The sequence below is a fragment of the Streptomyces sp. NPDC059957 genome, from assembly GCF_042730015.1.
Lineage (GTDB): Bacteria > Actinomycetota > Actinomycetes > Streptomycetales > Streptomycetaceae > Streptomyces.
Genome location: NZ_JBHWMB010000047.1, coordinates 21,868 through 48,845, shown reverse-complemented (window position 1 = coordinate 48,845; position 26,978 = coordinate 21,868). Strand labels below are relative to the sequence as shown.

The 26,978-nt window shown below is 73.1% G+C and carries 21 protein-coding genes and 1 pseudogene; 14 read left to right on the top strand and 8 right to left on the bottom strand.

What is annotated here, in order from left to right; all coding sequences use genetic code 11:
• Window positions 1-4: 4 nt before the first annotated feature.
• Together ACFWBW_RS27615 and ACFWBW_RS27610 are read left to right on the top strand one after the other, a co-directional pair.
• Window positions 5-1,111 (top strand): PP2C family protein-serine/threonine phosphatase, encoded by a 1,107-nt coding sequence (locus tag ACFWBW_RS27615; RefSeq protein ID WP_385377646.1) that lies wholly within the window; start codon window positions 5-7, stop codon window positions 1,109-1,111.
• 112 nt (window positions 1,112-1,223) lie between these two features.
• A complete protein-coding gene (locus ACFWBW_RS27610) occupies window positions 1,224-2,009 on the top strand; it encodes a polysaccharide deacetylase family protein (protein WP_385377593.1) in 786 nt (261 codons plus the stop codon).
• Between the two features lie 39 nt (window positions 2,010-2,048).
• On the opposite strand, the gene ACFWBW_RS27605 is transcribed toward ACFWBW_RS27610, so the two are convergent.
• Entirely contained in the window at window positions 2,049-2,312 is a 264-nt protein-coding gene (locus ACFWBW_RS27605) for a hypothetical protein (protein WP_385377590.1), read from the bottom strand.
• 106 nt (window positions 2,313-2,418) lie between these two features.
• Between ACFWBW_RS27605 and ACFWBW_RS27600 the strand changes: the two genes are divergently transcribed.
• On the top strand, window positions 2,419-2,802 hold the full coding sequence (locus ACFWBW_RS27600; protein WP_385377587.1) for an ArsC/Spx/MgsR family protein: 384 nt from the start codon (window positions 2,419-2,421) through the stop codon (window positions 2,800-2,802).
• A 186-nt stretch (window positions 2,803-2,988) separates the two neighbouring features.
• On the opposite strand, the gene ACFWBW_RS27595 is transcribed toward ACFWBW_RS27600, so the two are convergent.
• The 3 genes and pseudogenes from ACFWBW_RS27595 to ACFWBW_RS27585 all read right to left on the bottom strand — a co-directional run bounded on the left by ACFWBW_RS27595 (window position 2,989) and on the right by ACFWBW_RS27585 (window position 5,673).
• On the bottom strand, window positions 2,989-4,080 hold the full coding sequence (locus tag ACFWBW_RS27595; RefSeq protein ID WP_385377584.1) for a serine hydrolase domain-containing protein: 1,092 nt from the start codon (window positions 4,078-4,080) through the stop codon (window positions 2,989-2,991).
• Between the two features lie 349 nt (window positions 4,081-4,429).
• Window positions 4,430-4,693, bottom strand: a pseudogene (locus ACFWBW_RS27590) (ketopantoate reductase family protein); the annotation flags it as partial.
• Window positions 4,694-4,965: 272 nt separating this feature from the next.
• Window positions 4,966-5,673: an NADPH-dependent F420 reductase gene (locus tag ACFWBW_RS27585; RefSeq protein ID WP_385377581.1), complete on the bottom strand. Its 708-nt coding sequence runs from the start codon at window positions 5,671-5,673 to the stop codon at window positions 4,966-4,968.
• A gap of 184 nt (window positions 5,674-5,857) precedes the next feature.
• On the opposite strand from ACFWBW_RS27585, the gene ACFWBW_RS27580 reads away from it, so the two are divergent.
• Window positions 5,858-6,448 carry a hypothetical protein gene (locus ACFWBW_RS27580; RefSeq protein ID WP_385377578.1) on the top strand — a complete coding sequence of 197 codons (591 nt, stop codon included), beginning with the start codon at window positions 5,858-5,860 and terminating at the stop codon, window positions 6,446-6,448.
• A 76-nt stretch (window positions 6,449-6,524) separates the two neighbouring features.
• On the opposite strand, the gene ACFWBW_RS27575 is transcribed toward ACFWBW_RS27580, so the two are convergent.
• A complete protein-coding gene (locus tag ACFWBW_RS27575; RefSeq protein ID WP_385377643.1) occupies window positions 6,525-7,454 on the bottom strand; it encodes a Gfo/Idh/MocA family protein in 930 nt (309 codons plus the stop codon).
• A gap of 279 nt (window positions 7,455-7,733) precedes the next feature.
• Between ACFWBW_RS27575 and glnII the strand changes: the two genes are divergently transcribed.
• The 3 genes from glnII (at window position 7,734) to ACFWBW_RS27560 (ending at window position 12,063) form a co-directional block, all read left to right on the top strand.
• Window positions 7,734-8,753, top strand: a complete 1,020-nt coding sequence (gene glnII / locus ACFWBW_RS27570) for a glutamine synthetase (RefSeq protein WP_385377575.1) — start codon at window positions 7,734-7,736, stop codon at window positions 8,751-8,753.
• Window positions 8,754-9,450: 697 nt separating this feature from the next.
• Window positions 9,451-10,044: a winged helix-turn-helix domain-containing protein gene (locus ACFWBW_RS27565; RefSeq protein ID WP_385377572.1), complete on the top strand. Its 594-nt coding sequence runs from the start codon at window positions 9,451-9,453 to the stop codon at window positions 10,042-10,044.
• Between the two features lie 225 nt (window positions 10,045-10,269).
• Entirely contained in the window at window positions 10,270-12,063 is a 1,794-nt protein-coding gene (locus tag ACFWBW_RS27560; RefSeq protein WP_385377569.1) for a protein kinase, read from the top strand.
• 55 nt (window positions 12,064-12,118) lie between these two features.
• On the opposite strand, the gene ACFWBW_RS27555 is transcribed toward ACFWBW_RS27560, so the two are convergent.
• A complete protein-coding gene (locus ACFWBW_RS27555; RefSeq protein ID WP_385377567.1) occupies window positions 12,119-13,606 on the bottom strand; it encodes a PepSY-associated TM helix domain-containing protein in 1,488 nt (495 codons plus the stop codon).
• A gap of 79 nt (window positions 13,607-13,685) precedes the next feature.
• The gene (locus ACFWBW_RS27550) at window positions 13,686-14,435 is read right to left on the bottom strand and encodes a hypothetical protein (RefSeq protein ID WP_385377564.1); all 750 of its coding nucleotides are present in this window, start codon (window positions 14,433-14,435) and stop codon (window positions 13,686-13,688) included.
• Window positions 14,436-14,501: 66 nt separating this feature from the next.
• On the opposite strand from ACFWBW_RS27550, the gene ACFWBW_RS27545 reads away from it, so the two are divergent.
• From ACFWBW_RS27545 to ACFWBW_RS27515, 7 genes are all read left to right on the top strand, one after another.
• The gene (locus tag ACFWBW_RS27545) at window positions 14,502-15,134 is read left to right on the top strand and encodes a rhomboid-like protein (protein WP_385377561.1); all 633 of its coding nucleotides are present in this window, start codon (window positions 14,502-14,504) and stop codon (window positions 15,132-15,134) included.
• Between the two features lie 87 nt (window positions 15,135-15,221).
• Window positions 15,222-16,037, top strand: coding sequence for a tyrosine-protein phosphatase (locus tag ACFWBW_RS27540; RefSeq protein ID WP_385377559.1), 816 nt, complete (start codon window positions 15,222-15,224; stop codon window positions 16,035-16,037).
• Between the two features lie 120 nt (window positions 16,038-16,157).
• A complete protein-coding gene (locus tag ACFWBW_RS27535) occupies window positions 16,158-18,083 on the top strand; it encodes a hypothetical protein (protein WP_385377556.1) in 1,926 nt (641 codons plus the stop codon).
• A gap of 114 nt (window positions 18,084-18,197) precedes the next feature.
• A complete protein-coding gene (locus tag ACFWBW_RS27530; RefSeq protein ID WP_385377553.1) occupies window positions 18,198-19,163 on the top strand; it encodes a metal-dependent hydrolase in 966 nt (321 codons plus the stop codon).
• Window positions 19,160-20,209: a PDR/VanB family oxidoreductase gene (locus ACFWBW_RS27525; protein ID WP_385377550.1), complete on the top strand. Its 1,050-nt coding sequence runs from the start codon at window positions 19,160-19,162 to the stop codon at window positions 20,207-20,209. The genes ACFWBW_RS27530 and ACFWBW_RS27525 overlap by 4 nt, the downstream gene beginning before the upstream one ends.
• A gap of 35 nt (window positions 20,210-20,244) precedes the next feature.
• Window positions 20,245-20,973 (top strand): TetR/AcrR family transcriptional regulator, encoded by a 729-nt coding sequence (locus tag ACFWBW_RS27520; RefSeq protein ID WP_385377547.1) that lies wholly within the window; start codon window positions 20,245-20,247, stop codon window positions 20,971-20,973.
• Between the two features lie 67 nt (window positions 20,974-21,040).
• On the top strand, window positions 21,041-21,586 hold the full coding sequence (locus ACFWBW_RS27515; RefSeq protein ID WP_385377544.1) for a GNAT family N-acetyltransferase: 546 nt from the start codon (window positions 21,041-21,043) through the stop codon (window positions 21,584-21,586).
• 22 nt (window positions 21,587-21,608) lie between these two features.
• Here ACFWBW_RS27515 and pulA read toward each other — a convergent pair whose 3' ends face one another.
• Entirely contained in the window at window positions 21,609-26,978 is a 5,370-nt protein-coding gene (pulA, locus tag ACFWBW_RS27510) for a pullulanase-type alpha-1,6-glucosidase (protein WP_385377541.1), read from the bottom strand.

Sequence of the window (26,978 nt, the reverse complement as noted above, 5' to 3'; positions counted from 1 at the left end):
CTGGCTGCGCGGGGCGCCGCCGCCGCGCTGGGCCCGCCTCGCGCCCGCGGTGGCCCTCGTCGTGCTGGTGTTCGTGCAGCGCATCACCCCCGGCGACGTGGAGCTGGGCTACTTCCTTGCCGGGCTCCCCCCGGTGGCCGCCTTCGCCTACGGGGCCGCCGGGACGGCCGTCTTCGCCGCGGTGGTGCTGGTCCTCATCGGCCTGCCCACGCTCGGGATCGCGCACGCCCAGGGCTCCGACCTCGGGACCGTCGCGGTGATCGGGCTGCTCAGCATCGTCGTCGCCTGGGTCCGAAAACGCCGCGACGCCCAGCTGGTGAGCGTGCGCACCGTCGCGGAGGCGGCGCAGCTCGCGGTCCTGCCGCCCGTCCCCGAACGGGTCGGCGCGGTCGACTGCGCGGGCCTCTACCGGGCGGCCCAGCAGGGCACCCTGGTCGGCGGCGACCTGTACGACGTACGGGTCGGCCCCTACGGCGTGCGCGCGCTGATCGGCGACGTCCAGGGCCACGGCCTGGCCGCCGTCGGCACCGTGGCCTCGCTGCTCGGCGCCTTCCGGGAGGGGGTCCTGGACGACGCGGAACTCACGACGGTGGCGGCCCGGCTGGACCGGCGGCTGCTAGCGGACTCGGCGGCCGAGTCGGTGGAGCACGCGGAGCTCTTCGCGACGGCGGTGCTGCTGGAGTTCCCGCCCGGGCTGGACCTCGTACGGATCGTGTCGTGCGGTCACCCCCCGCCCCTGCTGCTACGGGGTTTCACGGTCTCGGAAGTAGATGTGGACCCGGGGCCCCCGCTGGGCCTGGGACTGGCCGGCCCCACTCCGGCGGCGCCGGCCGAGCTCCGGGTCCTCCCCGGGGACCGGCTGGTGATGTACACGGACGGGGTGACGGAGGCCCGCGACGCGGCGGGCCACTTCTACCCGCTGGCCGCACGCGTGCCCGTACTGGCGACGGACCCGGCGGGGCTGGCCCCGGCGGTGTGGCGGGACTTGAGGTCCTTCACCGGGGGCGGGCCGCGCGACGACGTGGCCCTGCTGGTGCTGTCCCCGTCCCCGGAGCCGGAGCCGGAGGGGGCGCCGGGCGGGGCTTCGGGCAAGGCCTCCGGCGCACGGTGACCACGCCGTACTGATCACATGACCAAACGATGACAATCACCCATTTGGGTCAATTTCCGTGTTTTGCTCGGGTCTTCCAGCCCCCCGAGCACGGAAATACGAGGCCCCTTCGATGCGCGCACCGTACAAACACAACCAGCGGATCACGGCGATCATCGCGGCGGCCGGAGCCGTCGCCCTGGTCACGGGCGCGATCGTGTTCGGCCTGGCCGGGGAAGAGGCGGTGGCGGAGCCGGATTCGGCGCAGAACCAGCAGATCGAGGCCCCCGCCCCGCTCCGGGTGGGCTCGGCCCTGGTGCGCGCCGCCGAGGACGGGGGCAAGGTCGTCAACCTCACCCTCGACGACGGCCCGGACCTGAGGTGGACCCCGAAGGCGCTCGAAGTCCTCGAGGCCCACGGCGCGAAGGCCACCTTCTGCCTGACCGGCCCGAACGCGAAGAAGCACCCGGACCTGGTGAAGCAGATCACCTCGGCCGGCCACCGCCTGTGCAACCACGCGGTCAGCCACGACACGGCCATGAACAAGAAGGACGTCGCATACCAGGAGAGGGAGATCATGGACGCGAAGCGGATGATCGACGAGGCGAGCGGCTCCGCCCGCATCCGGTACTACCGCGCTCCCGGCGGCGCCTTCACCCCCGAGAGCCGGGAGATCGCCGCCCGCAACGGCATGGCCAACCTCGGCTGGAACGTCGACCCCGGCGACTTCAACCGGCCCGGCACGGACACCATCGTCAGCACCGTGCAGGACCAGTTGAAGACCAAGGGGCCGACGATCCTCATGCACGACGGGGGCGGCGACCGCTCCCAGTCCGTCGAGGCCCTCGAAAAGCTGCTGCCGTGGCTCAAGGAGCAGGGCTACGGCTTCAGCTTCCCGAAGGTCCCCGAGGCGGGCTGAGACCGGCCGCCCCGCCCCGCCCCGCCCCGCCCGCTGCGCCTACCCGGCGTCGCGGATGAAGGAACGGACCAGCTTGCAGGTCACGTTCGACGGCCGGCGGATACCCGTCCGGACGGCCATCGTGCGGATCTTGCGGTTGGTGGCGCGCCGAGCGTCATACGTGCCCGAGTCGAGCAGGGATATCGCCAGCCGCATGGCCTTCAGCCGCCGGTTGTGGCTCTCGTACCACTCGCGGGGCAGCCCCGCCGGCAGCGGCTTCTTCTTGACGGGCCCGATGGTGTGCAGGGTCATGGCAGTGGCCATCTACAGCCTCCCAAAGGCAAGTTGGCGTCCTGTCCTTCTCCTTGAATTTTACCGGTGACCACTGACAAAGGACCTGGCCAGACGGCGCCTCGCTAAGCTTTCGGGCATGGAGATCTGGATCAATCCCGCCTGCTCGAAGTGCCGTGGCGCACTGACCCTGCTGGACGCCGAGGGCGCCGAGTACACCGTCCGCCGCTACCTGGAGGACGTCCCCTCCGAGGCCGAGATCCGCGAGGTCCTGGGCCGGCTGGGTCTGGAGCCCTGGGACATCACCCGCACCTCGGACCCCCTGGCCAAGGAGACCGGCGTACGGGACCTGCCGCGCGAGGAGACCGAAGCCGCCCGCGGGGCCTGGATCAGCCACCTGGCGGCGCACCCGAAGCTGATCCAGCGCCCGATCATCACCGCCGAGGACGGCACGGCGGTGGTGGCCCGCTCGGAGGAAGCCGTCCGCGACGCCCTCTCCCGCACCTCCGGCCCCCGCACCTGAGGCGCGCCCCCGGGGCGGAGACCGCCTAGTGCTGTGGCCGGGAAGGTTTGCCGGGTCGCGGCGTCCGGTGCGGTGCATCGCAAGGCGGAGGACCGCGGCTCGTACTGGACGTACTTCCGTGGTCCGACAACGCGGCGAGGTGCCGTGCCGGGCGTCGTGACCCGGTGAACCTTTCCGGTCACAGCACTAGCCGGCGAAGCCCGCGTCCACGAACTGCCGAACGCGTCCCACCTGCTGCGTCCCGCTCGTACCGGGCACCGGGTTGGAGGCGAAGACGAGCCGGCGGCCGGCGTGCTCGGTCGCGAACACTCCGGTCGACCAGCCGGGGCCGGAGCCCGTCTTGCCCCAGACCGTGGCGCCGGCCGTCTCGTGGCGCATCAAGCCGCCCGCGCTGAAGCAGGCCTTCGGCGAGACGCACTTGTTCTCGGCGGCGTTGGGCACGTCCGGGACCTCGTACAGGTGCCGCTGCTGCGCGGGCGGCAGCAGCCTGCCGCCCAGCAGCGCGGCCATGAAGCGGTCCAGATCGGCCGCGGTGGAGACCAGGCCGCCCTCCGCCCAGAACCTGGCCGTGCGGGGATCCCTCGACATCCGGGTCTGCCGCAGCCCCAGGGGGCGCACGATGCGGCGCTGCAGTTCCTCCGCGTAGGTCCGGCCGGATATCCGCTCCACGAGCAGGCCGGCGACGAAGGTGTTCGTCCCGTTGTACTGCTGGGCCGTGCCCGGAGCGGGTGTGCGGCCGGAGCCGGTGGACGCGTCCTTCGCGAACGTCTCGAGCACGAAGGTGCGCGGGTCGGCGGAAACGCCGGCGGCCTTCGGCAGGTCGGAGGTGTGGTCCATGAGCTGCCGGACGGTGACTTCGGCGTAGGCCTCGGGTATCAGGTCGGGCAGGTAGCGGCGCACCGGCGCGTCGATCCCTATCCGGTGCTCCGCGACGAGCCGCAGCACCAGGGTGTTCGTGAACAGCTTGGTGACGCTGCCAATCGGGACTTCCGCGTCGGCGGCGACCGGCCCGCCGGTCCAGGGCGTGCGCAGCCCCGCGCCGGACAGCCGCACCAGGGCCCCCGTGGAGAGCCCGTCGGGCAGGGAGGCCCGCAAGGTGCGCAGCGCGGCGCGGTCATGGGCGACCGCCTGCCGGGCGTGGGCCGTGCGCGCGGCGGAGCCGTCGGACACGCCGGGCGCGGCCAGTGCGGCCGGGGCGCCCACACCCACGGTGAGGACCGCCAGGGCGATGCCGGTGACGGCGATCCGGCGTGCGGTGCGGGGGCGGCGTGCGTTCATCGGTGGCTCCTGGAGAAGGCGACTCGTCGGGCTCTGACACCAACACTCCGCCACCCGACGCACGTTGCCCATCGGTGATCACCCTGAGCCGCCCCCGAGGCCACCCCGAAGGGGCCGGAGGGAAGGACCCTGAGGCCTGCCACCACCTCCCCCGCCCACCGCCCCGCCCCGCTCCCCCTACTCCCCCGCCACCACCCGACGTTGGTGCACCCGCAAGTGGAGGGTGGCGAGATCGAGGAGCGGGGCGGGGACGGCGAGGTCGCGGGCCCACTGCGGGCGGGGCCAGCCGGAGGATGTCGCCGTGCTCGTTCAGGGTGGTGACCACCTTGGCCACCCCGCCGAGCACCGCCGCCTCCCCGAACCGGTCCGCGAGGTGGTCGAGGTGGGCCATCCCGTTGAGCAGGGGCAGGATCGCCGTCCCGGGACCGGCCGCCGGGGCCAGGTCCCGGGTGGCCGCTTCCAGGGCGGTGGACTTCACGGACAGCAGGAGGAGGTCGTACGGACCCGCCGGCGCCTCGGCGGTGACGAGCTGCGGGTCGAGGGCGATCTCCTCCCCCGGCCCGCTCACCCGCAGCCCGCGCGCCCGCAGGACCTCGGCCCGCCGGGGGCGCACCAGGAAGGTGACGTCCTGGCCGGCGCGGGCTAGTAGTGCTTTGTCGGGTCTGCGGCACCAGGACCGAGCCTGGATCTTGCAGCAAGCCTGCGACCTGCAGTTGCCTTCTCGCGCGAGCCGCCGAGTGATCGTCAGGCTCGCTGGATCGGCCCAGGTCAGAGGGACCCGACAAAGCACTACTAGGGCCTGTCTTTCGGATCAGGGCGGGCCTGCGGCGTCCGGTGCCGCGCCGAAGTAGCCGCCCGCCGCGCCGGCTCCGACCGGCAGGATCCTCATCCGGCGGAGTCCGCGGGCCGGACGGCCTTCGCCAGGGCGGTGCGTACGGACGCCGCGTCGGCAACGGCCCCCGGAGCCTCGTAGAAGCCTCCCGGGCCGCCCGTGTCCTCGGCGTACGGGAGGACGTACACGGGCGTGTCGCGCTGGAAGCGCCAGCTCTCGGCGAGCGTCCCCGCGTCGACCGCGTCGTAGCCGAGCAGGTCGAGGAGGCGGGTGGCGGACGCGCGGGCGGCCGGGTCCTCGCCCGCGATGGGCAGGGCCGAGCGGTCCGGGGAGCCGGCCGGGCGGGCGAGGGAGAGCAGGTGCTTGAAGTAGATGTTGTTGAACGCCTTGACGACCTGCGCTCCGGAGAGGTGTTCCTGGACGAGCCCGCTGGTGGTGGTCTCTTCCGCTTCCAGGGCGGGGAAGACCCCGTCCCGCTCCGGGTAGTAGTTGAGCGTGTCGAGGACGACCTTGCCCGCCAGTGCGTCGGCGGGCAGCTCGCGGTAGTTCCCCAGCGGGATGGTGGCCACGACCCAGTCGCCGGCCGCGGCCGCCTCGGCGGGGGTGGCGGCCCGGGCGCGCGGGCCGAGCTCGGCGACGAGGTCGTCCAGTGTCTGCGGTCCCCGGGAATTGCTGAGGACCACGTCCAGCCCCGCGTCCACGGCGAGCCGCGCGAGGGTGCTTCCGATGTTGCCGCTTCCGATGAGTCCAAGAGTTGCCATGCGGGGTTCAAGTCGCCCGCGTTCCACGGTATTCCGCCGCTGCGCCACCGGTGGCGAGGCCCCCCTCGGCCGGGGCCGTCCCCTCGCCTCCCCGTTCCCGTCACGGGCCTTCACCTCGGCCCCATCCCGCGCCTCGTAGGGTAGGGCCAGCACAAAGAGGACGTACCGCACCAAAGGATCCGTCGTGAACGAGCAGCAGCACCCGAGGCCCACCACGCCCGGCGAGCCTCCGGTGCCGCTGGCGCCCCCGGTGCCGCTGGACCTTCCAGTGTCCGCGCTCCCTCCGCTCCCCCCGCCCCGGCGCGGCGCCGACTGGATGTTCGGCGGGGTGTACGGGACCGTCCTCGCGTCCGGGCTGCTGGCCGCGCTCGACCAGAAGGGCGGGGAGTACACCCCCTTCTACGACGCCAGCTGGGTGCTCGTCACCGCCGCGACCGCCGGGCTCGCGCACGGCTACTCGCACCACATGAGCACCCACCAGGCCGGCTCCGCCGGTCACCGGTGGCGGATCCTGCGGCGGGCACTGTGGAACGAGTGGCCCATGATCGCGGCCACGCTGCCCACGGTGCTGCTCCTGCTCGTCGCCGGGCTCACCGACTGGGACTCGCACGGGGTCACGGCCGTCGGGCTCGGCGTGAACACCGCGATGCTGTTCGCCTGGGGCGCCTTCGTGGCCCTCCGCGTCGGCTACAAGCTCGCCTCGGCCCTACTCATCGGGGTCGCCGACGCCACGATCGGGCTCGCCATCATCGCGGCCAACGCGGTGATCAAGTGAGGCCCCCGCCACGCGCGGCAGGGGCCTCACTCGGATCGGGCAGCTCAGGGGACGGAAGCCAGGAGGGCAGAGGGCGCTACTCCGGCAGCTGCCCCTCCGCCTCCGCCAGGATCTCCGTGAGCCGGGCCCCGAACTCCGCCCCCCGTACGTCCGGCACCCCGGTGCGGGCCGAGGTGAGGAGCGCGTCCAGGGCTCGGCCGTAGGCCCCCGGTACGTCGCTCCAGTCCGGCAGGCCGAAGACGCCGGCGGTCCCCCGCAGTTCCAGTCCCACCCCGGCGGCCGCGCGCGGGGAGCTGAGGCTGAGCACGGCGGTGCTGGCCGCGCCGGAGGTGTGGCGCAGGGCCAGCTGGACCACGTCGGCGGGGCCGCGGGTGGCACTGACCTCGGTGACGTCACCGAGGACCGGGATGAGTACGGACAGGGCGTGCGGCCCCACGTCCCACAGCCCGCCCTTGGCCTTGCGCCAGGGCGAGTCCGCGTAGGCGCTGGGCTCGCCGTCGGGCGGGAAGACCGCGCCGAGCCAGTGCGCGGCGGCGGTGAACCAGCCCGTGCGCTCGGCCTGCTCCGTGACCCAGCCGGCGGTCGGCTCCGCGAAGCGCAGGGTGAGGAAGACGACGGACGCGACCAGGTGCTCGGCCACGGCCGCGGCGACCGCGCGGGCGTCGGCCGGGGTCGTGGCGACGGGTTTGTCGAGCAGGAGGTGGCAGCCGGCGGCGGCCGCGCGCACGGCGAGCGGGGCCTGCACGTCGGGCGGGAGCGCGAAGGCCACGACGTCACAGTCGGCGAACAGCGCGTCGGGGTCTTCGTACACCTTCACCCCGAACTCGCGCGCCAGTTCGGTCGCGGCTTCGGGGCGCCGGCCCCAGACTCCGGCGAACTCGGAGCCGGGGTGCGCGGCGAGGGCGGGGGCGTGCGTGCGGCGGGCCCAGGGGCCGGTGCCCAGCAGCCCGACCCGGGGGCGGGGCCCGGAAGCGGCCTCAGCGGCGGCATCTCCGGCGGACGTCAAATCGTACGAAATGCTCACCCTCACAGTCTGCCCCACCCGGACGGGCGCCCGGACGCCAACCCTCTCGACCACGCCCACCTGCGGCGCAAACCTCGGTAACACGGGGTTCACACACGGGCAACGGAAGAGAAATCGCGAGCGGGCACGCTGCGGTCTACACCGCAGAACGAATTCGCAGTACGCGAGCCACAGGGACGTGAACCGCCGTACGCGATCCGCAGGACGCAACGCAGCACCCGCAGAGTCTGCGCCGGAGCGACGCACCGAAGGATGGGGCCCGTGAGCTACAAGGCTGAGTACATCTGGATCGACGGAACCGAGCCGACTGCGAAGCTCCGCTCCAAGACCAAGATCATGGCGGACGGCGACGCGCTGCCGATCTGGGGCTTCGACGGTTCGAGCACCAACCAGGCCGAGGGCCACGCCTCCGACCGCGTACTGCAGCCGGTGTTCACCTGCCCGGACCCGATCCGCGGCGGCGACAACGTCCTCGTGCTGTGCGAGGTCCTGAACATCGACATGACCCCGCACGAGTCGAACACCCGCGCGCTGCTGCGTCCGATCGCCGAGAAGTTCGCCGCTCAGGAGCCGATCTACGGCATCGAGCAGGAGTACACCTTCTTCGACGGCACGCGCCCGCTCGGCTTCCCGGTCAACGGCTTCCCGGCCGCGCAGGGCGGCTACTACTGCGGTGTCGGCTCGGACGAGATCTTCGGCCGCGACATCGTGGAGAAGCACCTGGACCACTGCCTCGCGGCGGGTCTGGCCATCTCCGGCATCAACGCCGAGGTCATGCCCGGCCAGTGGGAGTTCCAGGTCGGCCCGGTCGGCCCCCTGGAGGTCTCCGACCAGCTGTGGATCGCGCGCTGGCTGCTCTACCGCACCGCCGAGGACTTCAACGTCTCCGCGACGCTGAACCCGAAGCCGGTCAAGGGCGACTGGAACGGCGCGGGCGCGCACACCAACTTCTCCACGAAGGCGATGCGCGAGGACTACCGCGCGATCATCTCCGCGGCCGAGTCCCTGGGTGAGGGCAGCAAGCCGCTGGACCACGTCAAGAACTACGGCGCGGGCATCGACGAGCGCCTGACGGGCCTGCACGAGACGGCCCCGTGGAACGAGTACAGCTACGGCGTCTCCGACCGCGGCGCCTCCGTCCGCATCCCGTGGCAGGTGGAGAAGGACGGCAAGGGCTACATCGAGGACCGCCGCCCGAACGCGAACGTCGACCCGTACGTGGTGACCCGCCTCATCACGGACACCTGCTGCACCGCCCTGGAGAAGGACGGCCTGGTCTGATCCCGGCCGGCCACCCCTGACACCACCAAGGCGCCCGCCCTCCCCCTCGGGAGGGCGGGCGCCTTGCTGTCAGCGGCTCCTGCCATCGTGGAGCGACTGCCGGACGAGCCGGACGTGTTCGTCCAGGTGTGGCACGAGACCGGCCTGGGAACGGCTGGAGTTCCCGGTCGCGGAAGTGCCGCCGCTCGCCCCGGAGGTGGAGTAGGAGCTCACCGTCTCCGTGGGCCGGGAGGTCGTCCGGGCGCTGGGCGCGGTGGGGCTGACGTGGGCGTGGGACGGATCCGCCCAGGATGCGATACGGGCCACCGGGAGTGGAGTGGAAGAGGCGGCTGGGCGGGTGATGGTTTGTCGGGATTGCAATGGTCCGTTCATGCCATGATCACGGAATATGGGATTCCGCTCCACCAGGTGAGACGGGGTCTGCCCCAGCGCCCCCGCATCTGCTTGAATGGGGCCATGGCCAGCTACTCGCACAACTCCTCGACCGGTCGCAGCGACCTCGAGCCGTTCTGGCCTTCCCGTCAGGATCACGATTTCGACCGGGTGTGTTGCCGCGCGAAGAACGCGCCGGCCCTCTAAAGCCTCCGGGACCTCCAACCGACCTTCCCCGAGGCCTTCGGTCTGCGCGGTACGACACAAGACGACGCCTTTACGTACGTCTCCTGCCGACCACTCCGCGTGAAAGAGCTGACCACTCATGGCGAACACCCGTTCCTTCGCTTCTGCCGCCTCCGCTGCGACCTCTCCCCTGACCTACCCGGCGTTCCCGCCCAGTCCGCGCCACCGCCTGCGGGCCGTGGACCGCGACGAGGTGGCCCGCGTCGTGGACTTCCTGCCGCCCGGCGCCACCTGGCTGCCCGCCCCCCAGCACACCCTGCCCGCCCTGCCCGGCCAGCCTCCGATGGTCGGCTACCTGGTGCTCGTACCGGCCGATCAGCAGCCGCCGATCACCTTCTCCCCGCAGTCCGTTCCCGCCGCCCCGGCCCCCGGCGCGGCGGCTACCACCGGCGACGCACTGGTCCGCATCGACCCCGCGCAGCGCACCGCCGAGGTGGACGGCGAGGTCCTGGACCTCACGTACCTGGAGTTCGAGCTGCTGGCCCACCTGGTCGCGCACCCGCACCGGGTGCACAGCCGCGACCAGCTGGTGACCACCGTCTGGGGCTACGGCCACGTCGGTGACGGCCGCACGGTCGACGTCCACGTCGCGCGACTGCGCCGCAAGCTGGGCGCCGCCCACCGCAGCGCGATCCAGACCGTACGCCGCGTGGGGTACAAGTACGCCCCCTGACGGGGACGGCTGCGGGTCCGTACTGACGAGGGGGAGTACGGGCCCGCCCGGACGGGGCCGACCGGGTGCGGTCGGCCCAGTGGACCGGGCCGGTGGACCGGGCCGGTGGACCGGGCCGGTGGACCGGGACGGTGGACCGGGACGGTCAACTCGGGCCGCCACAAAGGGGATTTCCTCGCACACCCGTGCTGATCAGGCCCGGCCCCTGACGTAGGCTTTTCCGTCGTGACCATCGGAACCGGCAGCGTACTTGCCCCACTTGAGCCCCAGGACCCCCGCGAGACCGCCGGCTACCGGCTGATCGCCCGGATCGGCGAGGGCGGCATGGGCACCGTCTACCTCTCGCACACGCGCGGCGGACAGCCGGTCGCACTGAAGCTGATCCGCCGGGAGTTCGGGCAGGACCCCGACTTCCGCAGCCGGTTCGAGCAGGAGGTGCGGGCCGCACGCCGGGTGCAGGGCTACCACCTCGTACCGGTCCTCGACCACGACACCACGGGCGCCTCGCCCTGGCTCGCCTCGGTGTTCGTACCGGGACTGTCGCTGCACGACGCCCTGAGCGCCCACGGTCCGCTTCCGCTGAGCACGGTGTTCCAGCTGATCGGCTGCACGGCGCGGGCCCTCGGCTCCATCCACTCCGCGGGGGTCGTGCACCGCGACCTGAAGCCCGCCAACCTGCTGCTCGGCGCGGCCGGGCCGTACGTCATCGACTTCGGGATCGCCCGGGCCGCCGACAGCACGCAGCTCACCCGCACCGGCGGGGTCATCGGCACGCCGCAGTACATGTCCCCCGAACACGCGCTGGGCGCCGAAGTCACCACCGCGAGCGACCTGTTCGCGGTCGGGCTCATCGCCGCGGTCGCGGCCACCGGGCGGCATCCCTACGGGGAGGGCGGGGCCACGGCCCTCGGCGTGCGCATCGCCAACACCGACCGGCTGCCCCCGGACCTGAGCGGCTACCCGACCGAGCTGAAGCCGCTGCTGGAGCGCTGCCTGACGGCGGATCCGGCGGCGCGGATCGGCACGGAGGAGCTCGCCGCGCTGTGCGAACTGTTCGCCGGGCGGCCGCTGAACGATTTCGACGGCTGGCTCCCGGAGCCGGTCGGACTGGAGATCGCCCGGCGGGTACGGGCCGCGGAGAATCCGCCGGTGCCGACGGTGGCGGACGCGGGTGCGGGTGCCGGTGCCGGTGATTTCGGCCCCGCCGGTACAGGTGCGGGTACCGGGACTGCCGGTGCCTTCGGCGGGGTGCACGCCGCGGACACGGCGTTCGCGCCGCCCCGGCCCGCGGGGCCGCCGCGGCCGAACCGCCCGACGCCCGCCCCGGGTCCGAGCCCGAATCGGGCTCCGGCCCCCGCTCCGGCGCCGAAGGGCTTCCGGGGCGGGCTCATCGCCGCCTCCCTGGTGCTGGCCGTCCTCGCCGGCGCCGGCGCGGTCTGGCTGCTGGACGAGGACGGCTCCAAGGACGGCGCCAAGACGCCCGCCGCCGGGCAGGAGGCCCCGGCCGCTCCCGAGACCTCGGACCCGGTCAAGGCCCCCTCCGCGCCGAAGACCTCGCCCTCGGCCTCCGCCCCGCCGAAGGCCGCGTACACCCCCGTGTTCCAGGACAAGCCCTTCACCCTGCGCGGGCCCTCCGGGAGCACGGGAACCCACGTCGACCTGGACGCTCCGCAGATCTTCCCGAAGGGAGCCATCGGGAAGACCCAGGGAATGGAGCTCACCTACCAGGACTGGGGCGACGCCGACCTGCGCTTCCTGACGGCCGCGGGCAAGAGCCCGGGCACCACGCCGGAGGAGTGCCGCGAGGCCGTCGCCACCAACACCCTGACCTCCAGCGTGGGCAGGGTCGAGCTGAAGGAGGGCAAGACGATCACGAAGGGCACCGTGCTGTGCACCGTCACCAGTGAGAACAACCTGGCGATGATCCGCATCACCGACGTGATCCAGGACCCGAGCAAGGGGACCTACGGCCCCATGCCCGACTACGTCACCACGCTCACGCTCTGGAAGATCGGCTGATGCCGCCGGGTGGGCCGGGGCTCCCCTCGGGGAACCCCGCCCCCCGGAGCACGCTCTAGGCGCCGGCCCCGGCCCCGCGCCTCGACGCGACGAAGCCCAGCACCAGGTCGCCCGCCAGGAACACCAGCAGGCTGATGCCCAGCATCGGCACGAACCAGCCCACGACGGCCGTCGCCGCGGCCAGCGGGAGCAGCAGCGTCACCGGCAGCTTCCGCCACGCTCCGCGCGGCTGGGGGCGGCCGGCCGAGAACGTGCGCTCCTTGGTCGGGCGGCGCAGCCACCACATGCGGTAGCCCCAGACGACCATGAACATCACCAGGACCGCCAGCGCGGCCAGGGCCAGCTGGTTGGCGAACCCGAAGGTCAGGCCCATGTGCAGGTCGATGCCGAAGCGGGTCAGCTGGGCGAGCAGCGGGTGGTCGGAGAAGCGGAGTTCGTCCATGACCCGGCCGTCGGCGGGGTCCACGGAGACCGCGTCCAGGTGCACCGGCACCTGCTTGTCCTGCTCCTTGACCACGTACCCCTTGCCCGGGGTGGGCAGGCTGATCCGCAGCGACTCGGTGACCCCGGCGGACCGGGCCGCCGCCACCGCTCCGTCGATGCCGATGACATCGACGGGGGCGGGCATCGCCGCCTGGTCACCGCCGGCCGCGCCGTGCCCGGCGTGCTCACCGCCCGCGTCGGCGGCCGGGGCGCCGGGGAGCTTGGCGGCCACGGCCGGGGTGCCCCCGCCGAGGCCGTCCTTGAGTTCCCCGATGTTCTCGCCGGCGTACCTCGACCAGGTCAGACCGGTGATGGAGAGGCCGACGAGGCCGACCGCGATCCAGACGCCGACGGAGCCGTGCCAGGACAGGGTCTTGCGGCGGCCGGTCGCCGTGCGGACCTCCGGCACGACGAGGGCGGCCTTACGGGCGCGCTTGCGGCCGATCCACAGCGCGAGCCCGCCGAGCGCGACCACCCACAGCCAGCTCGCGGCGAGCTCGCTGTAGTTCCGGCCGAACTCCCCCAGGTGGAGGCTGGCGTGGAACTCGCTCAGCCAGGCCCGCAACGGCAGCGCGTCCCCGACGGTCGTGAGCTTCCCGCGGACCTCGGCCGTATACGGATCGACGAACACGGTGAGGGTCTCGCCCTCGGCGAGTCCCGGGCTCTCCATGATCACCCGGGTGGTGGCATCCGCCTCGGGTGCGGGCCACACGGCCGTCACCTTGCCCTGGGGCGCGGCGTTCGTGGCGGCGCCGACCTGCGCGCTGAGCGGCTGCGCGCTCGCGCCGACGCGGTCGACCGTCAGCTCGTCGGCGTAGAGGAACTTCTCGGCCTGCCAGGATCCGGCGTAGAGCAGCCCGGTGGTGGCGGCGACGAGCAGGAGCGGGGCGATCAGCAGCCCGGCGTAGAAGTGCAGGCGCAGGAGCAGCGGCCGCAGGGCGGCCCAGGTGCCGGGCCCGCGGGCGGGGGCGGGCTCGGCCGCGGTGGTCTCGGGGGCGTCGGGAGCGTCGGGGGCGTCGGGGTCCGCTGAGCGGAGTTTCCCGACCTCGTCGAGAGACATGCGTGTCCTAGGTGTTGGCGAAGACATGGGGGGGCGGCCCCAGGTCTCGCCGCCCCCTCACCAGGGGTGCGCCGTTCGGTCAGGCGCGGGCAGGACGGCCGGGGGCCGTGGTACGGATCCGTGCGCGCGCGGGCGGCCCGCGCCGCTCCGCGGTGTGCGCGTGGACGGCGCCGCGCAGGGTGCGCGGCCGTTCGTACCCGGCGGGCCGGAACGCCCGCGCCGGCGGTACGGGGATCCCGCGCGCCCGGAGCAGGGCGAGGACCCGGGAGAGCGGCCGGGCGGCGAGCAGCGCCCCGGCGGCGAGGGCGGCGGCGAGCCGGAAGACGGCGGCCTCGCCCCAGGCCAGCCAGAGCGCGCAGAACAGCCCGGCGAGGGCGTGCGCGGCGATCATGCCGAGCCCGTCATGGGCGTGGCCGGCGGCCATGTCACCCATGGCGGCCATGCCCTCCATGCCGCTCATGGCGTCCATGGAGCCCATGCCCTGCACGGCGTCGGCCGCGCCCGCGTCCATGCCCACACCCGTACCCGTACCCATATCCGCCCGATGGCGGCCACCGGCCGGGGCCGGCGAGGAGGCGGAAGAGGAGGAGAACAGGAGGTGCAGGACCGCCTGCACCGCGAGCAGCGACGCGGCGATGGGGAGCGGTCCGCGCCGGCGACCGGCCGAGAGCCAGGCGAGCCCTCCGGTCAGCCCGAAGGCGGACAGAAGCACCATCGCGGGAAGGTCCGTACCGGACATGTACGAATGCCCCGCCGCACCCAGTACGACGGCCACCGCCGCGAATACCGCGGCCCGCGTGGCGCGCATCGGCGCGGGGCTGTTTGACATGACCTGGGAATGTTGCCACGGCCCCCCGCCTCGCCCAAGGGCGCCCCCGTGGCCGATCATGGTCCGATGATCCCCTTACCGTTGACGGTCCCGATGAGCGCGGTGTACACGGGCGCGGTCCAGCTCGGGGCGTACGCCCTGGAGCGGCTGGAGCCGGAGGCACGGGAGCGGCTGCTGCGCCGCTGCTCCACCAACGCCGACAACCTGGACGCCGGCCGCTGGGAGACCCTGCCGGCCAGCGCCTTCCTCGTCGAGGAGCCGATGCCGCTGCCGTACGCGCTCCTGCTGGTGGCCGTCCTCGGGTACGCCGAGTACGCCTACGGGGCCTGGTGGACGGCGGCGGCCTTCCTGTTCGGGCACGTCACGGCCACCCTCCTGGTCCACGGCGTGCTCCGCCGGACGGCCGGCCCCCGGACCCGGCGGGCGGTGGACGTGGGCACCAGCTACGGCTTCAACACCGTGCTCGGGGCGCTGACCTCGGCGCTCCCGCGCGGTCCGGTGCGCACCACCGCCCGGGTCGGGCTGCTGGCGCTCGCCGTCCGGCCGGTGCTGCGGCGGGAGCGGACCTTCACCGACGCCGGGCACCTGGTGGCACTGGGGCTCGGCCTCGGGGTCTCCCTGGCCGCCGATTACCTTTCCGGAGCGAAATCTCCGAAAATCAGATGGATGACACGCGTCACCCAGCGCGCTTCATCCTGAGCCATCCATTTCCCTGATCATTCGATTCTCTGATCACGTTTCTCTGATCACGTTTCTCTGATCTCTGATCACGTTGGAGCCGCCACGATGACCGCCACCTCCGCCACGACCGTCGCCAACCTCCGGGACCTCGGAGGCACTCCGCTCGCCGACGGCCGCACCGTCCGCCCGGGCCTGGCGCTGCGCTCGGGCCAGCTCGACCGGCTCGACCTCGACGTCGACCTGGAGGTGGCCGCGCTGGGCATCGGCACCGTCATCGATTTCCGTTCCGGCGTGGAGCGCGGCGATCACCCCGACCGGATACCGGCCGGAACCCGGATGCTCATAGCCGACGCCCTGGCCGACAAGATGGCGGCCGACAGCTCGGGCGACGCCGGCCCGGGGAAGATCCCCGCCGCCCAGCTCAAGGACCTCCTGTCCGACCCGGTGGTGGCCGAGGAGCACCTGGGCGGCGGCAAGGCGCAGGCGCTGTTCGCCGGCATCTACCGCTCACTGGTCAGCTCCGCCTCCGCGCAGGCCGCGTACCGACTGCTGATCACCGAGCTCGCCGACCCGACGTCCGGGCCGCTGCTCTTCCACTGCACGGCGGGCAAGGACCGTACGGGCTGGGGCGCGACCGTGGTCCTGTCCCTGCTCGGCGCCGACGACGAGACGCTGATGAGCGAGTACCTGTCGGTCAACCCGGCGGTGCGGATCGCGTTCGCCCCGATGATCGAGGGCTTCACGGCGGCCGGCGGCGACCCGGACATCGCGCTGGCGCTGATCGGCGTCTTCCCCTCCTACCTGGAGGCCGCGTTCGACGAGGTGAACACGCGCTACGGCTCGATGGAGAAGTACGTGCGCGAGGGCCTCGGCGTCCCCGACGAAACGGTCGAGGCACTGCGCGCCCGCCTCATCGCCTGATCCCTCCGCGGGATCCTCCCGGCCGGGCCGGAGCGCCGGGAGCGCCGCGCCGGGAGAACCGGTCCGAACATGCGCGCTGGGACCCGGTGACCATCCGACCATTCGCTCGTTCTGCTGAACGTGACTGCGCCGGATACCGCCACCCGCCCCCTCCCGCCCGATGTCGAGCAGGCCGAGGCCGCCATCGTCGAGCACTATCCACGGCTGGTGCGACTGGCCTACCTGGTGCTGCCGCCCGCCCTCGGCCGCAACCGGCGGGTTCTCACCGCCCACTCGCTGGCCCAGCGCGCCCTGCCGCGCGGGCGGCGGGACGGGGCGGCCGCGCAGGCGGCGGTGCAGGGCGGGGTTCCGGGGCAGCGGGGCGGGGCGGGGCCCGAGTCCGGGTACGCGTACGTGCGGCTGCGCGTGCTGCGCTCCGCGCTGGAGGCCGGGATCCCCCTCACGTTCCGCGCGCTGCCCCGGCGGGCCCAACTGCCGCCGCTGCTGCCCCAGGTGTGGGGGCTGCGGCTGTTCCCGCGCTCGGGCGGGGCCGAGGAGCTGGCCCTCGACCAGTGGCTGGCCACCCTCGACGGGCCGGGCCGGGCCGCGTGCGTGCTGCGGGCGCTGGAGCGGCTGCCCGAGCCCGAGGTGCTGCGGGTGCTGACCGAGGCGGGCGTGGCCAACCCGGCCGCCGCCGTCGCGGAGTCGGGGGATCCCTCGACCGACGAGCTGTTCGCCTCCCCCGAGTTCGACCCCTGCGTGCTGCAGGCCCGGCCCACCGACCTGCTGCGCCGCCGCCGGCTCGTGCGGGGCGGGATCGCCGCCGGGGTCGCCCTGGCCGTGTGCGGGGTGCTGCTCGCGCTGCCCGGCGGCGGGTGGGGGGCCGACGGGGCCGCCGCCCCCCTCTACGCGAGGAACGCGGCGGCCGAGCAGGCCCTGGACCCCGGACAGCTGGTCCGGGTCCCGCCCGCGGTCTGGGGCACCTCCTCCCGTACCGACTACTCCGGCTGGCCCGCGCGCGGCGACCGCGTCGACGATGCCGCGCTGCTGCGGCGGGCGCTGGCCGTCTGGGCCCGCCCGGGCCGCTCGGTCGTGGTCTCGGCCACCCCCGGCACCCCGTCCGGGCCGCCGATGGGGCCCCCGCAGCTGCTGTTCGCCGGGACCGTGGACCAGGCCGTCGTGGTCCTGCTGTACGACGGCCTGCGCGTGGTGCGGTACGCCGAACCGCGCTCCGGCACCGACATCGCCGCCCTCGACTTCGCCCGGACCGACGGCGCCTCGGCGGACACGGCGGCGGCCCTGGTGCTCAGCCGGGTCGACGGCAACGTCCGCTATCTGGCGGCGCCGTGGGTGACGCTTGCGACGCGGCGGGACCTGCTGAAGCCGGCGGACGCCCCGACGGGACTCGAGCTGACGCCGGAGGGGGTCACTCCGCCGGTGCCGAGCCCCGCCCCGGACGGCACCTGTACGAGCTGGAACGCGCTGGCGATGACCGGCGACGGCTCGACCCGGCTCATCACCGACCTGGGCGAGCTGACCCCGGCCCGGCTGACCTCGGGGGCGCCGGGCGCCGAGCGGAACGTGACGGAGGGCGCGGAGCTGGGCGACTGGTCGCGGATCGCGTGCCTGCTGCCCTCGGTGCGCTCGCACGGGGTGCGCACGGTCAACGCGTGGACGTACGCGAAGCAGCCGCTGCCGGAGGGCGACGGCACGGCGACCTGGCTGTGCACCCGGGCGGAGACCTGGCAGGGCACGGCGGACCGGGTTCAGGCGCAGTTCCTGGCCCCGGGCGCGCCGTTGGCGGCGCAGGCGGCGAAGGCCGAGGGCTCGCCGGCGTGCGGACCGCGGGAGCCGCGGGTGCTGGCCGGGGTGTTGTGGAAGTCGAAGGCCGGGCAGTGGTACGTCCTGGCGGCAGGCAGTGCGCAGTTCGCCTCACTGACCGTGGGCGGCGGCCAGGTGAGCGGGGTCGCGGTGGGCAACCGGCTGGCGGTGAAAGCTCCTGCGGGGGCGCAGGTGGAACTGACGGGCAAGCTCACGGACGGCTCGAAGGCAGGGGTGTTGAGGTAGTCCCGGCCGGGGGCTCGGCCGGGGGCGGGGCCCGGCCCCCGGCCCGGCGCGGGGGCGGCAGGAAGTGGCGTGAGAGGGGTTTCCCTCCCCTCTACCCATCAGTACATTGACGCCATGTCTAATACGCCGCCCGCGTCGCCCGCCCCCGTGGCGTCTCCACCCATAAATCTCAAGGCCCGGAACGTGTCCTTCTCCTGGGAGGACACCCCGCTCCACTGGCTGCCCGGCGACCCCTTCGCCAACCACACCATCAACGTGCTGCACCTGCTGCTCCCCGCGGGCGAGCGCTGGTTCGTGCACGTCTACAAGCAGGTGCTCCCGTACATCACGGACGAGCGGCTGCGCGAGGACGTCGTCGGGTTCATCGGCCAGGAGGCCATGCACGCGAGCGCGCACGACGACGTGCTCCCCCACCTCAAGCGGCTGGGCCTGGACCCGACGCCCTACACGGCGCAGATCGACTGGCTCTTCGAGAAGATGCTCGGCGACCGGACGCTGCCCCCGGGCAGGCCCCGCAAGTGGTGGCTGATGGAGCGCGTGGCGATGATCGCCGCGATCGAGCACTACACGGCCTTCCTGGGCAACTGGGTGCTCAACGCCGACGAGCTGGACCGGCGCGGCGCCGACCCGATGATGCTGGACCTGCTGCGCTGGCACGGCGCGGAGGAGGTCGAGCACCGGTCGGTGGCCTTCGACCTGTTCATGCACCTGGACGGCAACTACCGGCGCCGGGCGCGCACCTGGGCCACGGCCTTCACCGCGCTGGTCTTCCTGTGGCAGCGCGGATCGCGCTACTTCATGGAGCACGATCCCGGGCTCCCGCCGGGATCCAAGGCCTCGGTGGGCCAGTTCTACCGCTCGGGCCGCAAGGGGACCCTGCCGTCCACGGGCGCGATGCTGAAGTCGATCCCGACGTACCTCTCGCGCACCTACCACCCCTCGCAGGAGGGCTCCACGGCGCAGGCCGTCGCCTACCTGGCCTCCTCCCCCGGCGCCAACGGCGGATTCCACGGAACCCACGCCGGTTCCCACGGAGCCCACGCCGGTTCCCACGGCCCGAACGGCGGTGCCCGCGGATGAGGCGCGCCCTCACGGTGACCGCGCTCGCGGGCGCCGCATGGCTGGCGAAGCGCGCGATCGGCCGGCGCATCAATTCCGGATCGCCCCTCTGGCCGCTGCCCGCGCTGGAGACCCCGGTCTCGGGGTACTCGCCGCGCCGGTGGATCCCGGCGCTGATCGTCTCCCGTACGGAGCCCGCGGACGGGGTGCTGTCCCTGACGCTGGAATCGGCGGAGCTCCCGGAGTGGGCCCCGGGTGCGCACCTGGACGTGCAGCTCCCGTCGGGGCTGGTCCGCCAGTACTCCCTGTGCGGGGACCCCGCCGACCGGGGCCGCTACACGATCGCGGTCCGGCTCGTACCGGACGGCCGCGGCGGCTCGCGCGAGGCGCACGCCCAGCTGGTGGAGGGCGCGGAGCTCCCGGTCCGCCCGCCCCGCAACCGCTTCCCCCTCGCCCCGGCCCCGTCCTACGCCTTCGTCGCGGGCGGGATCGGCATCACCCCGGTCCTGCCGATGCTCCGGGCGGCGACGGCGGCCGGCGCGGACTGGACCCTGCTCTACGGGGGCCGCTCGCGGGCCTCGATGCCCTTCCTGGCCGAACTCGCGCGGTACGGGGACCGGGTCACCGTCGTCCCCGAGGACGAGGCGGGCCTCCCCGACCTGAGCGTGCTCGGCGCGCTCGGCCCGCAGACCCTGGTCTACTGCTGCGGCCCGGCCCCCCTGATGGCGGCGGTCGAGGCGGCGGCGCCGGCGGGCACCCCGGTCCACTTGGAGCGGTTCGCCCCGGCGACGGCCGGCGGGGACGCGAAGCCCTTCACCGTGGAACTGCGGCGCTCGGGGCGGGTCGTGGAGGTGGCGGCGGCGGAATCCGCCCTGACCGCGGTCCGCCGGGAGCTGCCCAATACCCCGTACTCCTGCGAGCAGGGCTTCTGCGGTACCTGCCAACACCGGGTCCTGGCAGGGGACATCGACCACCGCGACACCTTGCTCACGGACGGTGAACGCGAGGACTCCATGCTGCTGTGCGTCTCCCGCGCGGCCTCGGACCACCTGGTCCTGGACCTGTAGGGGGCCCCTGCGGGGGTGCGCAGTAGGGTGGCCGCATGACAACCGGGGTGCGGCGCAGGATGGGTGTCGAGGAGCGGCGGCAGCAGCTGATCGGGGTGGCGCTGGAGCTGTTCAGCCACCGGTCGCCCGACGATGTGTCCATCGACGAGATCGCGGCGGCCGCGGGGATATCGCGGCCGCTCGTCTACCACTACTTTCCCGGCAAGCTGAGCCTCTACGAGGCTGCGCTGCGGCGGGCCGCCGACGAGCTCGCGCTGCGGTTCGTGGAGCCCCAGGAGGGGCCGCTCGGGGCGCGGTTGCTCCGGGTCATGGGGCGGTTCTTCGCCTTCGTCGAGGACCACGGGCCCGGTTTCTCGGCGCTGATGCGGGGCGGTCCGGCGGTCGGGAGCAGCCGGGCCAACGCGATGATCGACGAGGTGCGGCAGGCGGCGTACGAGCAGATCCTCTCGCACCTGGGCGTCGACCGGCAGGCTCCGCCCGCCCGGCTGGAGCTCGTGGTGCGCTCGTGGGTGTCGCTGGCCGAGTCGACGGCGCTGATCTGGCTGGACGGCCGGCGGATCCCGCGCGCCGAGCTGGAGTTGCAGCTCGTGCACGATTTCGCGGCGCTGGCCGCGGTGAGCGCCGCCTACGACGCGGAGATGGCGGGCATTCTCGTACGGATCCTGGTGGACGAGCCGGCCGACGGGCCGTTCGGGGAACTGGTGGGGCGGCTGGTGGCCCTCGTTCCCACGGGAGCCGGCCCCTCGGTGCCCGGTCCGCGCTGACCGGTCCGCGCTGACCGGTCCGCGTTGATGGACCGTCCTTGATCGAATAGCGCGTAATAATGCCCGCGTGATCATTGACGACGGGATCGTGTTCCGGCAGGCCGAGGAGAAGGACGCCGGCACACTGGTGGCGCTGTACGACCAGGCCGCCCGCTGGATGGCCGCGCACGGGATCGAGCAGTGGAAGCCCGGCGAGAAGGACCCCGCGCACTTCCGGGCGGTCATGCGCGAGGGCGAGGTGTGGATCGCCTCGGACGGCAACGGGCACGCCGTGGGGGCGTACGAGCTGTGGTGGTCCGACGAGGAGGCCTGGGGCATCCAGCCGCCCGTGGCCGGCTACGTGCACCGGCTCATGGTCGAACGCGAAGCCGCGCCCGTCGGGGCCGGCCGGCGGCTGCTCGAACACTTCGAGCGGCGCATCGCCAGGACCGGCCGCGAACGGGCGCGGCTGGACTGCGTCTCGACGAACCCCCGGCTGGTCGCGTACTACCAGTCCGCGGGCTACCGGGTGGTCGGGGAGTTCCCCCACAAAGAGGGCAAGGACGGGCGGGTGTACGGGGTGATCCTGCTGGAGAAGCGGCTGGATCAGCTCACCCTGGTCAACTCGGACTGACCCGTACCCCCGCCCTGACGGGTCACCCCCGCTTGAAGACCGCCGCCGTGCGGGCCGGGACGGCGAACTCCCCCTTCGCCGGGTCGTAGGCCGCCCCGCGGACCACCGGGTCCGCGCCCGAGGCCTGGACCGGGTGCAGGGCGTAGGCCGTGCCCGCGAGGGCCGGGACCCGCTGGGTCAGGGCGGTGGGGGCGGCGTTGAAGACCACCACCAGGTCGCCCAGGACCATCGTGATCACGCCCGGGGTCTCCTCGGGTCCCGAGAGGGGGAAGGCCAGCTTCGCCTGGACTGCCTCGGTGGTGGTGAGGGCGAAGGCCGGTTCCGTCGTACGGATCTTCAGCAGGTCCCGGTACGCGGACGAGGCGCCGCCGATCTCCGCGCAGCCGGGTGCGGGCGCTGCCAGCAGGGGCTTCGCGTAGGGCCATTTCGCGCGGTTGTCGGCCGCCGGGGGCAGGCCGCGGCCGAAGCCGTTGCCGTCCTTGCAGTCCCACAGGATGGCGTTGAACCAGTCCCCGCTGTCGTAGGAGTTGCGGTCCAGGGACTTGGAGCGGAGCAGGTCCGTGCCCGCCTGGGAGAGGGCCGGGCCCTGGGAGAGGGCGGCCACGGACATGGCCAGGACCTGGGAGCGGGCCCGGTCGGCCGTGGAGGTGCCCTCCGGGAGCTTGAACGCCAGGGCGTCGAAGAGCGTCTCGTTGTCGTGGGCGTCGACGTACGCGAGCGCGTCGCCGGGAGCCGCCGCGTAACCGGCCGGGGCTCCGTTGTAGTCCACCTCGGAGCCCTTGACCGATCGGCCGGTGGAGTCCGTGAAGGCGTACCCGGCGAGGTTGCCGGTCAGTCCGACCTTGATCAGGTCCTGGTCGTGGAGGAGCCGGACGCGCTGCTGCTCCGGGGTGCCGTTCGCCGGGGAGGCGTTGGGGGCGGTGAAGAGGCCGGAGGCGAAGCCCTGGACGCGCGGGTCCTCGTCGAAGGGGCCGCCGCCGCGGACCGCGTCACGGGCGCGGTCGGAGAAGGTGGCGATGCCGGTGCCGGCCATGTTCTGCTGCGTGGCCTGCACGAAGCGGGCGTCGTTCGCGACCTCGCCGAAGTTCCAGCCCTCCCCGTAGAGGACGATCTTCTTCCCGTCGACCCCGTCCTTCTGGAGCGTCAGCGCGTCGAGGGCGGCGCGCACGGCCAGGATGTTGGCCTTCGGGTGGTGCCCCATGAGGTCGAAGCGGAAGCCGTCGACCTTGTACTGCTTGGCCCAGGTGACCACCGAGTCCACGACGAGGCGGCCCATCATGGCGTTCTCGGGGGCGGTGTTGGCGCAGCAGGTGGAGGTGGCGACGGAGCCGTCGGCCAGCAGCCGCTGGTAGTAGCCGGGGACGATGCGGTCGAGCACCGACTTGTCGGACTGGCCGACGGCCACGGTGTGGTTGTAGACCACGTCCATGACCGTGCGCAGGCCCGCGCCGTTCAGGGACTGCACCATGCGGCGGAACTCCACCGTGCGGGCCGTGCCGTTGGGGTCGCTCGCGTACGAACCCTCGGGGACCGTGTAGTGCAGCGGGTCGTAGCCCCAGTTGTACGCGTCCTTCGCGGCCGCGGCGGCCACGCAGGCCTGCTGCTCCTCGGAGTCGGGGGCGTAGACCTTCAGGTCGCAGTCGGGTTCGGTGCGGTCCCCGGGCTTCTCGGGGATGGTGCCGATGTCGAAGGCGGGCAGGAGGTGGACGTACGAGGTCCCGGCGGCGGCCAGCCCGCGCAGGTGGCGCATGCCCGCCGAGGCGGTGTCCGAGAAGGCCAGGTACTGGCCGGGGTGGGTGGTGGTGCGGTCGGCGACCGAGAAGTCGCGGATGTGCAGCTCCTGGATCTGCGCGGAGGTGAAGGGGACGGGCGCGGGCTTCTTCAGCTCGCGCCAGCCGGACGGGGCGAGCTTCGGATCGGCGAGGTCCACGGCCAGGCTGTACGTGGAATCCGTGCTCAGGGCGGTGGAGTACGGGTCGGTGACCAGGTTGCGGACCACCTGGCCGGTGCTCGGGGCCCAGACGGTGACGGCGTAGCGGTAGCGCTTGCCGGTCCAGTCGCGGTCGCCGCGCACCGACCAGACGCCGGTGGCGTCGTCGCGGCGCATCGGGACGGTGCGGCCGCCGTCGAGTTCGAGGGCGACGTGCTGGGCGGTCGGGGCCCAGACGGAGAGGGTGGGGCGGCCGTCCTTGAAGACGGGGCCGAGGGCGGTCGTCGTCGTGTAGAGGTCGTCGAGGACCCCGGCGAGCTGGACCCCGGTGGCGGCGAGGACGGCGCCGTTGGCGGCGCGGGCGCTGGCCACGAGCTGGCCGCGCAGGGCTTCGCGGACGCGGTCCCGGTCGCGCGGGTCGACCGTGTGGGCGGCGTACGCGGCCAGGTGCGGGTACTTCTGCTTCTGGGCGGCGGTCAGCTCGGTCTTCGCCAGGCGAAGCCACTGGGCCCGGCCGGTCAGGGTGCCGTTCTCGGCCTTGACGGCGCCTTCGCGGGAGGCGAGGAGCTGGAGGGAGGCGGCGGCGGGCGGGGCGTTCCAGGCGACGGTGTCGCGGTCGATCCAGACGGCCTGGGCCTTGGTGAGGTCCAGGGCGGCGGCGCTGCCGGCGGGCTGCGGGAGGAGGTACTTCTCCTTGCCGCCCAGCATCCACACCTCGTGCCCGTTGCTCTTCAGGTCGAGGGACTGGTCGGACGGGAGGTCCTTCTCGTCGCCCTTGTGGAGGATGTAGCTGAGGCTGGTGGCTCCGGCTGCGAGGGGCACCTCGTACACGGCGCCGTAGGAGTCGGTGCGGGTGGGGAGGACCGGCTTGGACCAGTCGGTGGGGGTCGCCGCTCCGGTCCAGACGTGCAGGCCCCAGCCCTCGTAGGCGCCGTCGGGGCGCTGGTAGTGCAGGACGGCCTTCGACTGGTCCTGCGGCGGGTAGGCGGGGCGGTCGGTGCGGACGGGCTCCTTGCCCTGCTCCAGCCAGACCTCGCCGGTCTTCGTCACGTCGATGGTCCGGTCGGCGGCGACGTCCTTGGTGCCGTCCTTGTCGATGACGAGGTAGCCGACGCTGCTCGCCCCGGGCTTCAGCTTGACGTGGGCGAAGGCGCCGTAGGCGTCGCGGCCGGTGAAGTCGTGGCCGGCCGGCCAGGGGGTGGCTTCGCCCTCGGCGATGTCGCCCCAGGCGTAGAGGCGCCAGTTGGTGTAGTCGCCGTCGGGGCGGTTGTAGTGGACGATCGCGTAGTCGCGCTGGGTGGCGGTGGGGACTTCGGCGGGCGGGGTCTGCCCGGTGACGGAGGCGGCGAGGGCGCTCGCGGTGCGGCCGGCGGAGTCGACGACCACGGCCTTGTAGCGCAGCGGGGTGCCGGCGGCGGTGCCCGGGTCGATGAACTGGGTGACCTTGTACGGGGCGTGGTCGGCGGAGCCGAGGACCTGCCACTTGCCGGTGCCGGTCTGGGCGGCGAAGACGACCCGGTTCAGGGGGTCGCCCGAGACCTCGGCCGAGAGCTCGACGGTGCCGGTGGCTCCGGGGGCCGGGGCCTTGAGGGTGAGGGCGGGCCCGGTGGCGGGCTTGGCGGCCGGGGCGATCGCCTGGAGGACGGCGGAGCCGAGGGCCGGGACGGGGACGGTGAGCTTGCCGGCGGCCGAGGCGCGCAGGAGGGCCGTGCCTCCGTAGAGGGTGCGGTACTGGGCGCCGGCCGGGGCGTCGAGCTCGATGGTGCGGGGCTCGGTGGCGTTGTTGGCCGCGACCAGGTACTCGGTGCGCGTGCGGGTGTCGGTGCGGGCGAAGGCGTAGGCCGACCCGTTGGAGAAACGTTCGCTCTGGACGCCGTCGCGGAGGGCCGGGTGGGCCTTCGTCAGCTGTGCGAGAGCACTGATCTGCTTGTAGAGCGGGTGCTCCGGATCGTAAGCATCGCTCGCGTGTGTGCGCACCGTTCCGAGCTGGTCGTCGTCCAGGTAGTCGGCCGCCTTGGACGCGAAGAGGGGTTGGCGGGCGTCCTTGTCCCCGCCCGCGCCGGTGAAGCCCTGCTCGTCGCCGGAATAGATCACCGGGTTGCCCCGGGAGAGGAACATCAGCTCGTTGGCCAGCCGGTACCGGTCCAGCAGCTCCTGCTCCCCCGCCCCCGGCCGGTCCTGCTTCAGGAAGGTCCCGAAGCGGCCCATGTCGTGGTTGCCGAGGAAGGTGACCTGCTCGTAGGCGTTCGCCTTGTCGGTGGTGTACCGGTAGTCGTCGCCGAAGACGGAGGCCAGCCGCCCGGCCTCCGCGCCCTGGGCGGCGTACGAACGGATCGCCTCCTGGAGCGGGAAGTCGAGGGTGGCGTCCAGCCGGCCCCGGGTCACGTACGGGGAGGTGATCGCGGTGTCGGCGGAGTAGACCTCGCCGAACATGAAGAAGTCCTTGCGGCCCTGCCGGGCGGCGTACGCGTCGAGGGCGGTGGCCCACTGGGTCCAGAAGCCGGTGTCGACATGCTTGACGGTGTCGATCCGGAAGCCGTCGACGTCGAAGTCCTCGACCCACTTCTCGTAGATCTTCTCCATCCCCTCCACGACCTCGGGACGCTCGGTCCACAGGTCGTCGAGGCCGAAGAAGTCACCCTGGTCGGAGGATTCCCCGGCGAAGGTGGAGTCGCCCCGGTTGTGGTACATCGTCGGGTCGTTGAGCCAGGCCGGGACCTTCAGGTTCTTCTTGGCCGCGGGGACGAAGGGGGTGCGGGGGAAGGAGTCGCCGTCGGTCTTCGGGAACTTCCCCTTCCCTCCCGCGTAGTCGCCGTCCTCGAACGGCTCCCCGCCCTTGGTCAGGTACGGGAAGGCGCCCTTCGACAGGTACCCGTAGGACGCCTCCCGGTAGTCGACGACGTCGGCGGTGTGGTTGGTGATGACGTCGAAGAAGACCTTCATCCCCTTCCGGTGCGCCTTGTCGATCAGCCGCTCCAGATCGGCGTTGGTCCCGAAGTGCGGGTCGACCTGGGTGAAGTCGGTGATCCAGTACCCGTGGTAGCCCGCGGAGACGTCCTTGCCCGTCCCCTGCACCGGCTGGTTCTTGAAGATCGGCGCCATCCAGATGGCCGTGGTGCCGAGCCCCTTGATGTAGTCCAGCCGGTCGGTGATCCCCTTGAGGTCCCCGCCCTGGTAGAAGCCCTTGTCCGTCGGGTCCAGGCCGGTCTCCAGCCGGGAGCCGGTCAGCCCGCCCCGGTCGTTGCGCGGGTCGCCGTTCGCGAACCGGTCCGGGAGCACGAAGTAGAACTGCTCCCGGGTCAGGTCGTGCCGTGCGGACTCGGCCGCCAGCTTGGCGTCGGACGGCGGGGCCGGTGGCGCCTTGGCGGCGTCCGCCGCGGCGGCGGGAAGGGCGGGCAGGAGCGTCACGGCCAGGGCGGCTGCGAGCACTCCCGCGGCGCCGGCGAGGGCGGGGCGTATCAA

What these genes read in the sequence shown, in the direction of transcription:
- ACFWBW_RS27610 (WP_385377593.1), top strand. Translation starts at nt 1,224, where the DNA reads ATGCGCGCACCGTACAAACACAACCAGCGGATCACGGCGATCATCGCG.
- ACFWBW_RS27605 (WP_385377590.1), bottom strand. Translation starts at nt 2,312, where the DNA reads ATGGCCACTGCCATGACCCTGCACACCATCGGGCCCGTCAAGAAGAAG.
- ACFWBW_RS27600 (WP_385377587.1), top strand. Translation starts at nt 2,419, where the DNA reads ATGGAGATCTGGATCAATCCCGCCTGCTCGAAGTGCCGTGGCGCACTG.
- ACFWBW_RS27595 (WP_385377584.1), bottom strand. Translation starts at nt 4,080, where the DNA reads ATGAACGCACGCCGCCCCCGCACCGCACGCCGGATCGCCGTCACCGGC.
- ACFWBW_RS27585 (WP_385377581.1), bottom strand. Translation starts at nt 5,673, where the DNA reads ATGGCAACTCTTGGACTCATCGGAAGCGGCAACATCGGAAGCACCCTC.
- ACFWBW_RS27565 (WP_385377572.1), top strand. Translation starts at nt 9,451, where the DNA reads ATGGCGAACACCCGTTCCTTCGCTTCTGCCGCCTCCGCTGCGACCTCT.
- ACFWBW_RS27555 (WP_385377567.1), bottom strand. Translation starts at nt 13,606, where the DNA reads ATGTCTCTCGACGAGGTCGGGAAACTCCGCTCAGCGGACCCCGACGCC.
- ACFWBW_RS27550 (WP_385377564.1), bottom strand. Translation starts at nt 14,435, where the DNA reads ATGTCAAACAGCCCCGCGCCGATGCGCGCCACGCGGGCCGCGGTATTC.
- ACFWBW_RS27545 (WP_385377561.1), top strand. Translation starts at nt 14,502, where the DNA reads ATGATCCCCTTACCGTTGACGGTCCCGATGAGCGCGGTGTACACGGGC.
- ACFWBW_RS27540 (WP_385377559.1), top strand. Translation starts at nt 15,222, where the DNA reads ATGACCGCCACCTCCGCCACGACCGTCGCCAACCTCCGGGACCTCGGA.
- ACFWBW_RS27530 (WP_385377553.1), top strand. Translation starts at nt 18,198, where the DNA reads ATGTCTAATACGCCGCCCGCGTCGCCCGCCCCCGTGGCGTCTCCACCC.
- ACFWBW_RS27525 (WP_385377550.1), top strand. Translation starts at nt 19,160, where the DNA reads ATGAGGCGCGCCCTCACGGTGACCGCGCTCGCGGGCGCCGCATGGCTG.
- ACFWBW_RS27520 (WP_385377547.1), top strand. Translation starts at nt 20,245, where the DNA reads ATGACAACCGGGGTGCGGCGCAGGATGGGTGTCGAGGAGCGGCGGCAG.